Consider the following 14992-nt stretch of genomic DNA (forward strand, 5'->3'; position numbering starts at 1 on the left):
TAAATCAAATTAATAACCCGGATTCTGGGAAATCATAGATGGATTGATATCCACCTGGCTTTGAGGAATCGCCAACAAAACATGATGTGGCTGCATTCCATTGTCAGCCAAAACCGCAAGCGCTCTGTCAGTTCTGACCAAGTCAAACCAACGGTGACCTTCAAACGCAAGTTCCACTCTTCTTTCCTGCTCGATAGCCAAACGGAAATCGGCCTGGTTGGTAATCTGAAGTGCAGGATTTGCATTTGAGAAGGTTTTCACAGGCAAACCAGCACGGGTTCTGATCTGATTGAGGTACCCAAATGCAGGTCCGTCAGCTACAAATCCCTGTTCGTTCAACGCTTCTGCATACATCAAAAGGACATCTGCATATCTCAACACGATCCAGTTATTGTCACTGTCCAAGTTTGCTGCGGGAGTTCCGGAATATTTCACCACGTAGTTGTGGAGAGTTGTTTTACCGCTGAGCACATAGCTGTTTTTCATGGAAGCTGCTTTGCGTAAATCATTTGCTTCAAAAGCCGCGTCCATTTCTGCAGTGGGAATATTTTGTCCCAAGGGATTTCCCACAGCAACTACTGCAGTACCTGAACCGATTGGTGCAAACTGATTGGTAAACGGACTTCCTTCGCCATTTGCACCGCTTTTGAACTGCACCTCAAAGATGGATTCAGCGTTGTTTTCGGCAGTAACTCCGAAAATTCCCGCATAAGTCGGCATCAGTTTGTATTTGGTCTGTGCAGCTTCGTCAATAACCTGTTTCAGTTTCTGAGCTGCCAACGTCCAATCCTTTTTTGTAAGGTAAACTTTTCCCAACAAAGACATCGCAGCACCTTTGGTGGCACGTCCAGCCTCAGCTGCGACATAGGTGTAAGGAAGAGAACCTTCAGCATCCACCAAATCAGCGATAATCTGCTGATAAACTTCCTCAGTAGTAGCCCGTCCATAATCGTATCCTTCCTGAGGATTGTTGATCACTTTAGTCACCAATGGAACATCCCCATAGATTCGGACCAGGTTGAAGTACATCAAAGCTCTCAGGAATTTGGCTTCGCCGATGTACTGTACTTTGAGCGTAGCATCCATTGTTACTGCCTCGATCTTTTCGATCACGATATTGGCTGCCTGAATCCCCTGATAGTGGCCTGTCCAGGTGGTATTGCTGATCGAGGTCACCGGTGTGTTGGTGAAGTTGTCGATTGCCTGAAGGTCAGCACCTGCATTGGGATTGGTGATTTCGGTATTGTCCGATCTCAGGTCGCCCATCACATGGATGGAGGAGTAGTATTGTCCCCCATACTGCAAGGAACCATAGACTGCCGTCAGGGCATTTTTCATATCCTCAGCAGTCTTGTAGAAGTTATTACTGTTCTGCTGGGAAATCGGAGCCAAGTCTAGGAAATCATCGCTGCAAGCTCCTGCAGAAAGCATCACAATTGCTCCAGCTGCGATTAATATTTTTATGCTTTTCATAAAGTTTTCAGATTAGAAGCCAACATTTAAACCCAACATAAACGTGCGTGCCAAAGGATAGCCACCCGCATCAACTCCCGGCACCAATGGACTTCCACCTTGCGCACTCACTTCAGGATTGTATCCTTCGTAGTCGGTAAAAGTGTAGGCATTTTGTACTGTGAAGCTCAGTCTCGCGCTGGAGAGTTTTGCTTTTTCCAACAAAGAAGCTGGCATGTTATAACCCAATGTGATATTTCTGATTCTCAAGAAGGAACCGTCTTCAACAAAGAGGGAAGTCATGTTGTTGATTACTGTGCTGCCTGCATAGCCATTGAAGTTTCTGTCGATCATCGGAGACTTGCCGTCACCCGGATCCTGCTCAGACATCCAGCCGTTTGCGGTACTCGACAGGACATTGTACAATCCTCCATAGTTACCGTAATACCTTCTGGCGACATTGAGTACCTCAAAGCCCTGAACTCCCTGAAGGGTGAAAGCGAAATCAAAGTTTTTGTAAGAAAAACTGTTGGTCATGCCCCAGGTGAAATCCGGGAAAGGACTGCCAAGAACTGTTCTGTCATCGGCAGTAATCACACCGTCACCATTCACGTCCTCAAACTTCAATTGACCTGGTTTGGATTGAACCGTTCCGTTGCCATTCTTAATCACTGGGCTGGAATCGATATCCTGCTGGTTTTGATAAACACCCAATACATTATAGCCAAAATAGCTTCCAGGTTCAGATCCGATTTCGGTGATGTGTGTCGGAGCAGAAGCTGAAGTCACCTGTCTGGAGATGATCGGTGAACCGTCAGGTCCCAAAGCCAAAACTTCAATGTTGTTGGTTGAGAAGTTCAAGTCGGTTGTCCATTTCAAGGCACCTACAGTGTTTCGGCTGGTGACGGTGAATTCAAATCCTTTGTTTTGGATTTCCCCGATGTTCTGCAAAGCTGTCGCATAACCTGTCAAAGTTGGGACTGGCACGTTGAGCAAAAGATCGGAAGTCCGCTTGTTGTAATAATCAGCAGAAGCATAGATTCTGTTTTGCAACAATCCGATTTCAACTCCGATATCGGTTTGGCTGTTTTTCTCCCAGCCCAATTTGCTGTTTGGGATATTGGTCAAGCGGATACCGTTGCTTACTGTGCCGCCGTTCATTCCCAAAGGATAATTTTCGATCCCGGTCAGGCCGATAGAACCGTAATTGGTGATGAAATTATTCCCGGTCAAGCCATAGCTGGTTCTCAATCTCAGTTCAGACAGCCAATCCACGTCGCTCAGGAAGTTTTCCTCAGAAAGTCTCCATCCCAGGGAAACGGATGGAAAAGAACCCCAACGGTTATCCTGTCCAAATCTTGAAGAACCGTCACGACGGAAAGTCGCCGTCAGCAAGTATCTGTCGTCGTAGTTGTAATTGACACGGGCGAGGTAAGAGATCAAAGCCCATTCTTCTTTTGTCGAAGTTGCACTCGTGATCAGACCTGCAGCATTGATGGTTTTGATGTTGTCATTGGCAAAGTTGGTACCTGTCATGCGACTGATTTCCATAGCTTCCTGCTGCACGGTGTAACCCAAGACTGCATCAAAATTGTGCTTTCCGATGCTTTTGTTGTAGCTCAGGGTAAATTCAGAAAGCCAGTTTCTGATCTGCGAGGTTCCGTTTGTTCCAACTGCAGGTTTGGTCGGATTGACGCTGTTTGGGTTGATGATAGATGAACTGAAAATGTCCTCACGGAAATTACGGATATCCGCACCGACAAGGGCTTTAAACTTCAGATTGTCCACGATTGAAAACTCTGCGAAGGAAGTCCCAAGAAGTCTGAGGTTTTGCTGTTCGTGAAAATATTCCTTGGCGATTTTCACAGGATTATCAACTTCTGAAGTTCCGATTCCCTGCCCGGTGATCTTGGTATAGTTTCCAAATTCATCATAAGGAGTAAGATGCGGTCCTGCGGTAATGGCCGATTGGATAATCCCCCCACCCTGCCAGTTGCCTTCTGCAAGTGACTGGTTGGAGAAAGTATAAGAAGGAGTAATGTTGGCTCCAACTTTCACCCTCTTGTTCATTTGGGATTCTACATTGACTCGGAAAGAATAGCGCTTCAAATCTGAATTGATTATTACCCCATCTTGGCTCAAATAACCACCGGAAACGAAATATTTGGTCTTGTCATTTCCACCCGAAAAATTCAACTGGTAATTGCTCATCTGAGCTGTGCGGAAGATCTCATCCTGCCAGTTGGTTCCTTCTCCAAGGGACTCAGGATTGCTGAATACCTCCGGCAACAAGTACATCACATTATTCAGACGAACTGAATTGGGATCAGAAGCCGAGCGGCCGGGACCTGAATTCACCCAGGCGTTGTTTCTGGATTCGTTGATGTAATGGGCAAATTCAGTCGCATTGAGCACATCCAAGGTTTTTTCAACTTGTTGAACTCCGGTGCTGATGCTGAAATCGATTTTGGACATTCCTGATTTCCCTGATTTGGTGGTAATCAAAATCACCCCATTAGAACCTCTGGAACCGTAGATCGCTGTCGCTGAGGCATCTTTCAGTACCTGGATGTTGTCGATATCGTTTGGATTGATCGTGTTGAGCGGGTTGTTTCTCTGGTCAAAATCATTGGTCACCGGGAAACCATCCACCACATAAAGTGGCTCATTTCCGGCACTGAGTGAACCTGCACCACGGATTCTGACAGAAGCTCCTCCTCCCGGTGCACCGGTTGCCTGGGTAACCACCACGCCGGCCATTCTGCCTGCAATTGCTTGGTCAATACTTGCCACAGGCTGATCTTTGATCTCTTCGCTGCTGATCGCGCTTACTGCACCGGTGATGTCTTTCTTTTGCAAAGTACCATAACCCACCACGACAAACTCCTCCAGGTTATTTTCCTCAGTCGCCATCACTACCTCCAAAATTGAAGCAGCTCCTACGATGATCCTTTGACGCTGCAATCCTATAAATGAAAAAATCAAGGCTTGGCCTTCTGCAGCCTCAATAGAAAAATTTCCGTCAATATCCGTAACCGTACCGGTAGTAGTCCCTTCCACAAGCACGGTGACACCGGGTAAAGGCGATCCAGTCTCATCCTTTACAACTCCGGTGATCTTTGCCCGTTGAGCTTCAGTTTCCACGAGTTTGGTTCCAGTCCCATTGGAGATGACACTGATCGTATTGTTGACTTGCTTAAAACGGAGGTTGGTTTGCGTAGCAATCTGATAAAGATGCTCCTCCACTGTACCTGATGTCTTTGCGAAATTCAGACCGGACTGGCCTTTTACAGCAGATTCTGTGTAGAAGAAACTGAAGTCAGTTTTATCTTCAATTTCTTTGAAAAGCTGAAGCAGAGAATAGCTTTTCTTTTCCAGTTTGAGGTGGACCTCATCGATGCTTTTTACCTGGGCCGTGGTCGTGCTGGCCATCAGGGGGCTCAATGTCAGACAAAGGATCGCCACACCTCTGACTAGTAGCTTAATAGACATGACTATTAATGGTATTATTTTTTTCATATTTTAGGGTTGTAAGTTGAAACATTATAATACCCCCGGATGACAGACCGCTAAGCTTTAGTCCGTGGGTGCCGTGTTTTGATTTTCACAGGAGCGTATTCACAGTACGTTCCTGTTCTTTTTTATGTCCTTTTGATATCACATAGGCTGTTCAGTTGAATTTGACGACTACTTCTTTATTGTTCAGTTCATACTCAAAATCCATCGAAGCACTCAGCACATGCAGGACATTTCGCAGGCTTTCGTTGCTGTCGAAAGTCCCCGTTGCCTTGAGCTGCTCAGGATTACCGATTACCTGAATTTTGACCCCATACCATCGTTCGAGGATTGGGATCATTTCTTCAAAAGGAGTTTCCGCAAACCGCAACACTCCCTCTGTCCAACTGATTCTGTCTGAAACTTCCACCGGATACTTGCTCAATTCCCCGTCCCGAAGAGACAATAAGGACTCCTCTCCCGGATTCAGATCAAGTGATTTATTTCCTGACTTTTGATTCAATCTAACTTTTCCAGTCACCAAGGTGACTGCCACCTTTTCTTCTTGATTGAAAGTCGAGATGTTGAATGAAGTACCCAAGGCAGTGGTGAGAATACCCTTTGCCTCGACAGTAAATGGATGTTCTTCGTCTCTGGCAACTTTGAAAAAGCCCTCTCCTTCCAGTTCGATTTGTCTGTTGGTCAGGAAATCCTCGGCGTAGGTTATTTTACTTTCAGAATTGAGGTAAACCGTGGAGCCATCCGGCAGGTTGATTCTTGTCTTTTGTCCAGCGGGGTTTTCGCGAACAATCATCTTTGGGCCAGCAAAAGAGATTTCAGGCGGCAATTCAACAGATTTGTTGAGTTCAAAGTAGAACAAGGCTGATACGCCAAGAACCAAAAGAACGACTGCGGCCTTGAGCCAATGAGGGAAAAGTTTTTTTGAAGGCTTGGAATCCTGAAGCAAATGCGGCTTAGAATAGCCATCTTTTGCCTGGTTGATTTTTTCCCAAAGGGGTTTGGAATCCCAATTCTCGGTTTGGTGACTTCGGATTTTTTCCGACCAAACCTGCAATATTTCAGCTGACAAAAATTCCTCCGCCTCAGAAGAGTCAAGCCAATCGAGGAGTTCCTGAGCCTGTTCTGAGGTCAGTTTTCCTGCAAAAAAATCATCTATACGTTTCTTGTGATCCATCTGGAGCTATTTACTGGTACATATAGCCTCAGGATGGAAAAACTACTCATGGACTTTCGAAAAAAATTCGCTCTTTTTTCAAAAACCCGGTAAAACCTATGGAAAACTCAGTCTAATACCTGATATAGTAAGGTCTGCAGGGACATTGCTAAAACACTTAAGGAAATGATTTTCAGCTTAACCAGCTTCTCTTTGACCGCTTTTGTGGATCTGAAAATCTGATTTTCCACCGTCCGTCGCGAAAGATTCAGCTTTTCAGCAATTTCCTCTACGGAGAGATTTTCAAAATGGCGGAGTATAAAAATCTGTTTTTGTCCTGCGGGTAGCTGTTCGATGATTTCTTCGGAAATGTGGTAAAACTCCGAATAGATCAACTCCTGTTCCGGGCTGCTGTTGCGTTCAAATTCGTAAAGCGGGATGCTGTAGTTTTGGAAAGCAAAAAATCGGGCTTCCTTTTTGGCTTTTTTGATCACCAGAGATCTGACAATGGAGATCATGTAGGCGTTGATGGAAAGCTGGGGATCCAGCTTTTCCCGCTTCTTCCAGATTTTCAAAAACACCTCTTGGACAATTCCTTCTGCATCTTCGTGAGAAAGGTTCATCCGGCGCGAAACATGGTAGATTTTTTCCGAAAACAATCCATACAACTTTTCAAAGGCTTTTTCGTCGCCTTTGGACAGGTCAGAGACCAATTGCTGATGTGGATGTGCTTCAAACTCGCTTGCCATGTATTTTTAATACCCTGTCTCAAAGCAAGCAATTAAACTTTAACCAACAAAAAAAATTCTAATTCCGAGGAGAAATGAACCCTGGTTGGCAAAAACCTAAGAACTATTGTCTGACAAGGTGGTTTTCGGCTACCAAAATCTCGGAAACCTGCATTTTTGAGCCCCTGGTCCCGAAGTTAAACTTTGGCTATGCTGATTTCCCGAATAGCATTTGCTGTAAGCTCAAGGGATTTTAGCCTTGCTTCATGGTCAAATATATTGGTTGTGATCATCAGTTCATTGATTCCGGTAAACTTTACCAATTCTTCAATGCCTTGAGAAATCCTGTCCGAAGTGCCAACGAAGGTCACCGCCATCATATTTTCAATCGCCGCCCGCTCGGACTCATTCCAAACCTCACTCATATCTTCCACCGGAGGCATCAATGGATAGGATTTTCCACGGATAATCCCAAGTGCCATTTGGTAGAAAGAGGTGGAGAGAAACTGAGCTTCCTCATCGGTATCGGCTGCAATGACATTGATACAGGCCATCACATATGACTTGTCCAGATATTCCGAAGGCTTGAAATTATCCTGATAGTACCGCACTGCCTGTACAAACTGGGAGGGTGCAAAATGGCTTGCAAAAACGTAAGGCAAGCCCCTTTCGGCCGCTAAAACCGCACTGCTCATGCTGGATCCCAATATGAAAATCGGCACTTCCAATCCCTCCGCAGGAAATGCTCTCACATCAGACCGTGAATTGGAAAGGGAAAAATAACGCTGCAAATCTTCCAGGTCATTCGGGAAATCCTGGACATTTTCCTGGCGACCTCTTCGGAGTGCATGGGCAGTTTTTTGGTCCGTTCCCGGTGCCCGACCCAATCCAAGGTCGATTCTTCCGGGGAAAAGCGTTTCAAGCGCTCCAATTTCCTCAGCCACCATCAATGGGCTGTGATTTGGAAGCATAATGCCACCAGAACCAATCCGAATTGTCTGCGTACCGGCTGCGATATGTCCCATCAAAACAATTGGGGAAGAACTGGCGACATAGGCCATGTTATGGTGCTCGGCTAGCCAAAATCTCCAGAAACCCAGTTTTTCGGCATGTCTTGCCAGGTCCAAACTCCGCCGATAAGCATCTGCTGCGTCGAAACCTTTTTTGATAATAGCTAAATCAAGAATTGAATAGGGAATGGTGGTTTGCATAGGAAAATTCAAACTAACGCTGGATTTGAAAACCCACTTGGAAAGGAAATCGTTCGGGCTGGGGTGTCCAGAAATTGATTAAAAAAATGATTTTTTTGAGACCGAAAGCCGACCTGACCTAATATACAACTCTGAATTCCAAGCCTTTTGTAAATTTTTATTTGTAAATTATTGGGGTACAAAAACCCAAAAGCCATGAATGCAATAACCAAAATCGAACATTGGGCAGACACACATCATCCCCAATGGATTGACTTTGTCCGCGTCATCCTCGGACTGTTTATTCTTTATAAAGGAATCCTGTTTATATCCGACACTCAAGCCTTGCTGTCGATCATGAAAACTGCAGATTTACAGTTTGTAAATCTCGGGCTTGCGCATTATGTGGCATTTTCCCATCTGGTTGGTGGAATTTTGATTGCCATGGGATTGGTCACACGATTTGCCATTTTGTTTCAGATCCCGATTTTGGTTGGAGCAGTATTCTTGGTCAACATCCAACAGGGTTTTATCGCTGTGTCCAACAATACGGAATTTGGTATTTCAGTAGCGGTTCTGATCCTTTTGATCACATTTTTGATCTATGGATCAGGTAAATTTTCGGTTGATAACTGGATGAAAAGACACCCAACCTGGTAAGGAAAACCTACTATTTTCGCTGCAGTTTTTTCAAAAAATTAAAAAAGTCTGATTCATAAAAAATGCCCCTGGAATTTCGCTGGGGCATTTTTTATGGTTTCTACTGAATTTTCTCAGCCAGACATCAAATTTATTTTCTCCTCATTCATAAGCCAATGACTTCACGGGATTGATCAAAGCGACTTTTAGCGTATGGATACTCACTGTCAAGATCGTAATCACTGCAACTGTCACGCATGGAATTGCAAAAATCCACCAGGACAAAGGAATTTTGGTAGCAAAATCCTGAAGCCAGGAATTCATCACCCATGCCGCAAGCGGAATTGATAAAATGATAGCAATGCCAATAAGAATAAGAAATTCTTTGGTGATCAGCCTCAACAATCCTGGAAGGGAAGCTCCCAAAACTTTCCGGATTCCAATCTCCTTAGTCCGCTGGATCGCAGTAAGTGAGGAGAGTCCAAACAGTCCCAAACTTGCAATAAAAATGGCGAGAATTGAGAAAATACTGAAGATCGTCCCAAACTGTTGGTCCGCCTTGTACTGCGAATTGAAATGCTCATCCAAAAAGAAATATTCAAAGGGATTTCCCGGGAAAACTTCTTTCCATTCCGCCTCAACCTGAGTCATCAGACCATCGATGTTTTGAGCGTTAACCTTGACGGAATAAAATCCATTGGGGGCATCATTGTACCTGAAAATCATGGCATCGTATGATTTTTTGAGAGATTCCTGGTGGTAATCTTTCAAAACTCCCACGATTTTAAAGGTATCTCCCCAGAAAAATATCCGGTCATCAATTGCTTCTTCGGGAGTGGCAAAACCCATCAGTCTGGAGGCTGATTCATTCAACAGGACATTTTGATGCTCATTGACTACATCATCCGAAAACTCCCTACCGGTCACCATTTCCAAACCGAAGTTTTCGAAAAAAGCCCCATCAGACATGATGACCCGATATTGGTTTTGTTCATCTTCGCCTTGACTTAACCTCCGGATTCCTCCGGCATTCCATCCGGGTTGACTTCCCGGCACAGATGTGGATGCCGTCACCGAAATCACATCAGCCAAAGCTCCAATGTTTTGCTTGAATACCTGATACTTCTGCTTGTAGGTAGAATCGGTGACACTGGGTGAATTGAGCACGAGGGTCTGTTCGATATTTACGCCCAGGTCCTGATTTTGCATGAAATCCAATTGCTTATAGACCGTGAAAGTCCCCACCATCAAGGTAATGGAAGCGATAAACTGGGTAATAACCATGCCTTTTCTGAGCCATACGCCATTGTCAGTGTTTTTGAATTTCCCCTTCAATACTTCCACCGGACGGAAAGAGGACAAGACAAAGGCCGGATACAAACCTGACATCAGCGCTCCCGAAATAATCAGCACAAACAAAGCCAGCCAAAAAACCGGTTGCAGAAACAGCTGATAGCCGAGCTCTCTACTGGTAAGCCCACTAAACCAAGGAGTTAATAAAACAGCCAAACCCGCCGCAAGCAACACTGCAATGATGTTCAAAAACAGGGATTCAGTCAAAAACTGCTGGATAAGCTGCGATCGATAGCCTCCCATTACTTTGCGTACCCCAACTTCCCGGGCCCGCTCAATTGATTTGGCAGTGGATAAATTGACGTAATTGATCCAGGCAATGATCATAATCAACAGCGCAACGACCGACAAAAAGTAAACCGACTGCCGGTTACCGTTTGCTTTGAATTCCATTATATAATCCGAATCCAAATGAATATCCGCCACAGGCTGAAGGTGAAATTCAATCCCGGAATTGTATTGCTTTAATTCCTCTCCATGCTGTTTCTGAACAAAATCGGGAAGTTTGGCTTCAAACGCCTTGGCATCTATGTTTTCCTCCAGAAGGATATAAGTAAGAAATCCATCCCAATCCCAGGTCAAGAATTGGTTATCCGAAAGTTTCTCCATAGTGATAAATGAACCCAAAACATCAATTTTCATGTGGGTATTTACCGGGAGATCTTCAAAAACACCGGAAATTTCAAACTCCAAGTCCCCGTTTACCTTCAACGTTTTGCCCATCGGATCCTCATTCCCAAAATACTTCTTGGCCAAAGATTGTGAAACCACCATTTTGAAAGGCTCTTTCAAAACAAGCGAATCAATGCCTTCGATCAGGTTTATGGAAAACACCTCAAAGAAATCCTCTGAGGCGAAATACAGGTGTTCTTCTTTGAAAAAGGTATCGCCGGTCGAAAGCGTAGCTGCCCTGTTGGTCAGTCGGGTGTAGGCTTTCACTTCAGAAAAATTAGCCTTCAAGTCCGGACCGATTCCCGCAGCCCCGGCAGCCCATTGGGTGGAAAGTACTCCCTTGTCGTATCGGTCTTGCTGAATCCTGAAAATCCTGTCCTTTTTGTCCAGGAAATTATCATAACTCAGTTCATGCAGCACAAATTGGGTGATCAGGATGCAGGCCAACATCCCTATTGCCAAGCCGGAAATATTGATAAAAGTAAAAACCTTGTTTTTGGAAATGTGTCTCCAGAGGGAAGTGAAATAGTTTTTAAACATCGAGTTTTCGGGTTGAAAATGGGAAACCTACACCAAATGCCTTTCACTCCCCATATCTGTACCGAAATAAAAATCACAGTCTGGAGCCATGAAAAGATGATTTTAGAAACTTGGAAAAAATAATATCGGACAGGATTGTCCGAGAGCGGGCAAATACTCTTGGGTAACTGGATTGAAACCAGTCCGGAATTTATTGCCGGATTTCAATAATCTGGAGTGCAGCCTTTAACACCTTACAATCCCATTTTCACTGGGAGTTAAAAAGGTGTCCGAATTCAATCCATCACAAAGCGAAATCGCTTTTCTTCATTGGAATTGGGAATAGCCAAATCCTGCCAGCTCATTTCTTATTTTTTAATTCCGCTATCTTTTCCGCTGCATTAGTGTTTTTGGGATCAAGATTCAGGGATTTTTGATAATTCTCCAGAGCCAAATCCCGTTCTCCCAATTTCATACAGGCTTCAGCATAGCTGTCATAAACATTGGGACTATTGGGATAGAGTATCGTATTTACTTTGAAAATGTCCTGTGCCCATTTCAATTGGTCTTGGTTCAGGAATTGATATCCCATGTTATTCAGATTGTCTTCGGAGACTGTGGGATCATTTGGATTCAGCTTTTTCAAGGCCTGATATTCTTCCAAAGCCCTATCGAACTCTCCCGATGTCAGAGTTTCAATCGGGATTTTTTCACCCTGGTCCAATTTCACCAAAGTTGCGATTACGGCTTGATCTCCCGGATCCAACAATTGCATTTCCATCTTTTCAGTTTCCGCGTTAGTTCTGAATTTAATTAGCTGATTGTTTTCCCTTCGGACATAAATGCTGTCTGATATCCTGATTAGTTCAGAAGGATCTTCTCCCAAGCTCTTTCCAAATAGTAGGCTGTCTTTTTGAAAGATTTCAATCAGTCGGTTTCCATCTATTCGGTAACGTCCTGCAATCTGACCCACTAGCGTATTATCGAGTTGCATCCTCTCGTAAACAGGGACATATTCATCCCATTCATAAGTCAATGCCACCGAACGGATCAATTCAGAAATAAAGTCCGGATGATTTGAATTGGTCAAAACCACCACCCCGTATCCCTTGTCCTTGTGGGCAATCAATTCACTGGAGAACCCTTCATCCCACCCACCGTGTCCAAAATAGGTTTCGTCTTTCATTTTTGTCAGAAAAAAGCCAAGCCCAGTAAAATCCTCCACGAATGGAGTAAGCATTTGGGTGGTCCCAGCCTTGGAAAGCACCAGTTCAGGCTCACCTTTCAAGGTCTGCTGAATGTTGACTGCAAATTTGGCAAGGTCTTCTGCCGTGGTCCAAAGTCCCGCAGCGGCCATTTCCGGATAGGTATGCCTCTTTCCTTTTGTCATGGAGCCATCCGGCAAATAGCCTGTTGCCGCCATTTTCAATTGCTCACTTTGGAGGGGTTGGTCATAAGTACTGTTGTTCATTCCCAGTGGTTGTAGCACCAGTTCCTTCATTAGTTCGGGAAAAGGTTTTCCTGCCACATCCATCATCATTTGTTGCATGATGGTATATCCTCCACCGGAGTAGCGAAAACTTTCCTCGGGTTTTTTATTGACAAAAATGGTTCCCGAATTAGCCGGAGGCGTTCCGTTCAATACTTCCACCAAAGTGGGAACCTGTAGGTCCGGACTATAGCCCAAAAAGCCATGGACAGTTACTCCACCGGAATGGTTGAGGAGGTTTTTCAGGGTGACTTTCTTCTCTTTGGTAAATTCACTGTCGGGCAATTTCCAGGATTTCAAATAAGTATTCACATCCTCTTCCAACCCGATTTTGTTTTGCTCCACCATACTCAAGGCGCCATAAGCTGCTACCGGTTTACTGATCGAACCCGCCTGAAAAAGTGTTTCTTTGGTAACAGGAGATTTGCTCTCCTTGTCCATTACTCCATAAGTTTTGGTCCATTCGATTTTGCCGTCATAAATCACGGCTATGCTAACTCCAGGAACACCATAATGAGCCATCCGTTCCTCAATTGTCCAGGTCGAGTCCCCATTGATATAGATGGGCTTCGTGAGACTGGATTCTACTTTTTTGATTTTATCCTCAATGGACTCCGATTTTGGAGCCTTTGAGCACGATTGGAAAATAATCAGGGCAAAAAGAAAGAACAGTTTGTTTTTCATAAACTCAATTTTATTTAGTCAAACATTTTCAGAATCAGATGTATGAAATTCCATTGGCCAGCATGGAACATCCTGAATAACACAAATAGCCACAACTTTTCACAATTGCTCCTCTTCACTCAGAATTCCTCCTCACAGAAGGTAAAAGATACTATAAATCATACCCAGATTAAATGCTGAATGACAGATTATTGCACCTAAAATCGAACCGGTTTGCTTTTTAAATTGAATGAAAAGCAGGCTTACCAAAAACATTGCCCCTACCCAAATCAGAGCGGGAATTGTATAAAAATCCCAATTGCCTGCAATAAAAACCAACCCAAAATGTGAAATGTGGGTTAGGGAAAATGCAGAACTATCCACTACAGAAGCATATTTCTCACCGATTGAATTGGCAAAACTTGAATGGACAATTCCCCTGAAAAACAATTCCTCCCCTATCGGACTAAAAGTCATTCCCACTAATGCCATTATTAAGAACAAAATCTGCTTGTCATTCGGAGATATTCCGGCTGGAATATTATAGGATTTGCCAATGTACACATACCAGTTTTCGTAGGATGTTCCGTAAAGGCCCTCTCCAATCCAAAAAAGAAGCAAGCTGGCACCAAGGCCCGCGGCAAAAGCAATCAAAAGTCCCCTATATCCAACAGGCTTGCTTAAACCTATTTTTCTCCTGCCATATTCGCTTAAGAAAATAAAAGGGGCCAAAGCAGAAATCAACATGACCATACCGATGGCATTGTAATTTCCGGTTTCATTTGCATTTAAGACCAATAAAAATCTCGGAATACAAACTATCAGAATCAGAAAAAGTCCAAACTTCCAATTGAACTGAAAAAACCTATTCCAAATTGGTTTTAATTCATTTTTCATTTGATGCTCGATCACATTTTTGTCTGGATTTTTTAATTTTCGACCAATTTTTCGCCTATTCATTCAAACCATTCACTCGCTGTTCCTATTCGGTGGTATAGACTTGATTGAATTGACCTTGATTCTTTAAAAACTCGGAAAAACATGGGCATGCGTTATTATTCAAAAATGAGTCATGATGCCAAAGTTCTTTATGTAAAATCTCATGTACTTCTTACTATTTATTCCACAGGATTGGCACCCCTCTCCTTATCCAAAATAAACACCGTACCTGCAGGGTCCATAATCCAATGGTTTTCCTTGGGAATTTCCTCCAATTCATCGCAGGTCTCAATCCCGTTTTGTCTCAGGTATTCTACCGCATTTTCTATGTCCGGAGTCCTCAATTCCAGCCAAGTTTCTGAATGTGTATAATTTTCCACACAGTCCAACCACAGGATGTTATTACCGAATTTTACCTCATGAGTTCGGGAAACGGTAGAATTGGTGATTGGCTTTTCGGTTATTTCCAGTTTCAAAATATCCCTATAAAAGGAAACTGTTTTTTCATATTTGGATTTGGGGATCTTCACTGCAATATTAATCCCTCCGGAAAATTTCACATTGTTTTGATCCATTGCGTGTTAATTTGATTTCTTGAATACTTCATTTCTTGCCTACTAAATTTACTAAAAAACCAGAAGGACAAATCGGATGAAAAAATAGGAAAGACCTCTATTCC

The 14992-nt window shown here is 43.7% G+C and carries 10 protein-coding genes; 1 reads left to right on the forward strand and 9 read right to left on the reverse strand.

The features are described from left to right. Positions 1-9: 9 nt before the first annotated feature. From B0E43_RS27480 to B0E43_RS27500, 5 genes are all read right to left on the reverse strand, one after another. Entirely contained in the window at positions 10-1473 is a 1464-nt protein-coding gene (locus tag B0E43_RS27480; protein WP_077347778.1) for a RagB/SusD family nutrient uptake outer membrane protein, read from the reverse strand. A gap of 12 nt (positions 1474-1485) precedes the next feature. Beyond that, positions 1486-4944 (reverse strand): TonB-dependent receptor, encoded by a 3459-nt coding sequence (locus B0E43_RS27485; RefSeq protein ID WP_254423371.1) that lies wholly within the window; start codon positions 4942-4944, stop codon positions 1486-1488. A gap of 178 nt (positions 4945-5122) precedes the next feature. Continuing rightward, complete coding sequence (locus B0E43_RS27490) at positions 5123-6142, reverse strand: FecR family protein (RefSeq protein ID WP_077347782.1); 1020 nt, start codon at positions 6140-6142, stop codon at positions 5123-5125. A gap of 107 nt (positions 6143-6249) precedes the next feature. Continuing rightward, complete coding sequence (locus B0E43_RS27495; protein WP_077347784.1) at positions 6250-6870, reverse strand: RNA polymerase sigma factor; 621 nt, start codon at positions 6868-6870, stop codon at positions 6250-6252. 176 nt (positions 6871-7046) lie between these two features. Beyond that, positions 7047-8060 (reverse strand): LLM class flavin-dependent oxidoreductase, encoded by a 1014-nt coding sequence (locus tag B0E43_RS27500; protein WP_077347786.1) that lies wholly within the window; start codon positions 8058-8060, stop codon positions 7047-7049. A 195-nt stretch (positions 8061-8255) separates the two neighbouring features. On the opposite strand from B0E43_RS27500, the gene B0E43_RS27505 reads away from it, so the two are divergent. Next, positions 8256-8699, forward strand: a complete 444-nt coding sequence (locus B0E43_RS27505) for a DoxX family protein (protein ID WP_077347790.1) — start codon at positions 8256-8258, stop codon at positions 8697-8699. 141 nt (positions 8700-8840) lie between these two features. Here the strand turns inward: B0E43_RS27505 and B0E43_RS27510 are convergent, their stop codons facing one another. The 4 genes from B0E43_RS27510 to B0E43_RS27525 all read right to left on the reverse strand — a co-directional run bounded on the left by B0E43_RS27510 (position 8841) and on the right by B0E43_RS27525 (position 14888). After that, positions 8841-11243 (reverse strand): ABC transporter permease, encoded by a 2403-nt coding sequence (locus tag B0E43_RS27510; protein WP_077347792.1) that lies wholly within the window; start codon positions 11241-11243, stop codon positions 8841-8843. A 340-nt stretch (positions 11244-11583) separates the two neighbouring features. Beyond that, positions 11584-13395: a serine hydrolase gene (locus B0E43_RS27515; protein WP_077347794.1), complete on the reverse strand. Its 1812-nt coding sequence runs from the start codon at positions 13393-13395 to the stop codon at positions 11584-11586. A 132-nt stretch (positions 13396-13527) separates the two neighbouring features. Beyond that, positions 13528-14271, reverse strand: coding sequence for a CPBP family intramembrane glutamic endopeptidase (locus B0E43_RS27520; RefSeq protein WP_077347922.1), 744 nt, complete (start codon positions 14269-14271; stop codon positions 13528-13530). A gap of 221 nt (positions 14272-14492) precedes the next feature. After that, positions 14493-14888, reverse strand: a complete 396-nt coding sequence (locus tag B0E43_RS27525) for a hypothetical protein (RefSeq protein ID WP_077347796.1) — start codon at positions 14886-14888, stop codon at positions 14493-14495. Positions 14889-14992 lie beyond the last annotated feature (104 nt).

It is taken from the genome of Algoriphagus sp. A40 (assembly GCF_002002735.1).
Taxonomy (GTDB): Bacteria; Bacteroidota; Bacteroidia; order Cytophagales; family Cyclobacteriaceae; genus Algoriphagus.

Excerpts from the sequence above, each read along its gene's own strand:
- B0E43_RS27480 (WP_077347778.1), bottom strand. The coding sequence starts at position 1,473 with ATGAAAAGCATAAAAATATTAATCGCAGCTGGAGCAATTGTGATGCTT.
- B0E43_RS27485 (WP_254423371.1), bottom strand. The coding sequence starts at position 4,944 with ATGTCTATTAAGCTACTAGTCAGAGGTGTGGCGATCCTTTGTCTGACA.
- B0E43_RS27490 (WP_077347782.1), bottom strand. The coding sequence starts at position 6,142 with ATGGATCACAAGAAACGTATAGATGATTTTTTTGCAGGAAAACTGACC.
- B0E43_RS27495 (WP_077347784.1), bottom strand. The coding sequence starts at position 6,870 with ATGGCAAGCGAGTTTGAAGCACATCCACATCAGCAATTGGTCTCTGAC.
- B0E43_RS27500 (WP_077347786.1), bottom strand. The coding sequence starts at position 8,060 with ATGCAAACCACCATTCCCTATTCAATTCTTGATTTAGCTATTATCAAA.
- B0E43_RS27505 (WP_077347790.1), top strand. The coding sequence starts at position 8,256 with ATGAATGCAATAACCAAAATCGAACATTGGGCAGACACACATCATCCC.
- B0E43_RS27510 (WP_077347792.1), bottom strand. The coding sequence starts at position 11,243 with ATGTTTAAAAACTATTTCACTTCCCTCTGGAGACACATTTCCAAAAAC.
- B0E43_RS27515 (WP_077347794.1), bottom strand. The coding sequence starts at position 13,395 with ATGAAAAACAAACTGTTCTTTCTTTTTGCCCTGATTATTTTCCAATCG.
- B0E43_RS27520 (WP_077347922.1), bottom strand. The coding sequence starts at position 14,271 with ATGAAAAATGAATTAAAACCAATTTGGAATAGGTTTTTTCAGTTCAAT.
- B0E43_RS27525 (WP_077347796.1), bottom strand. The coding sequence starts at position 14,888 with ATGGATCAAAACAATGTGAAATTTTCCGGAGGGATTAATATTGCAGTG.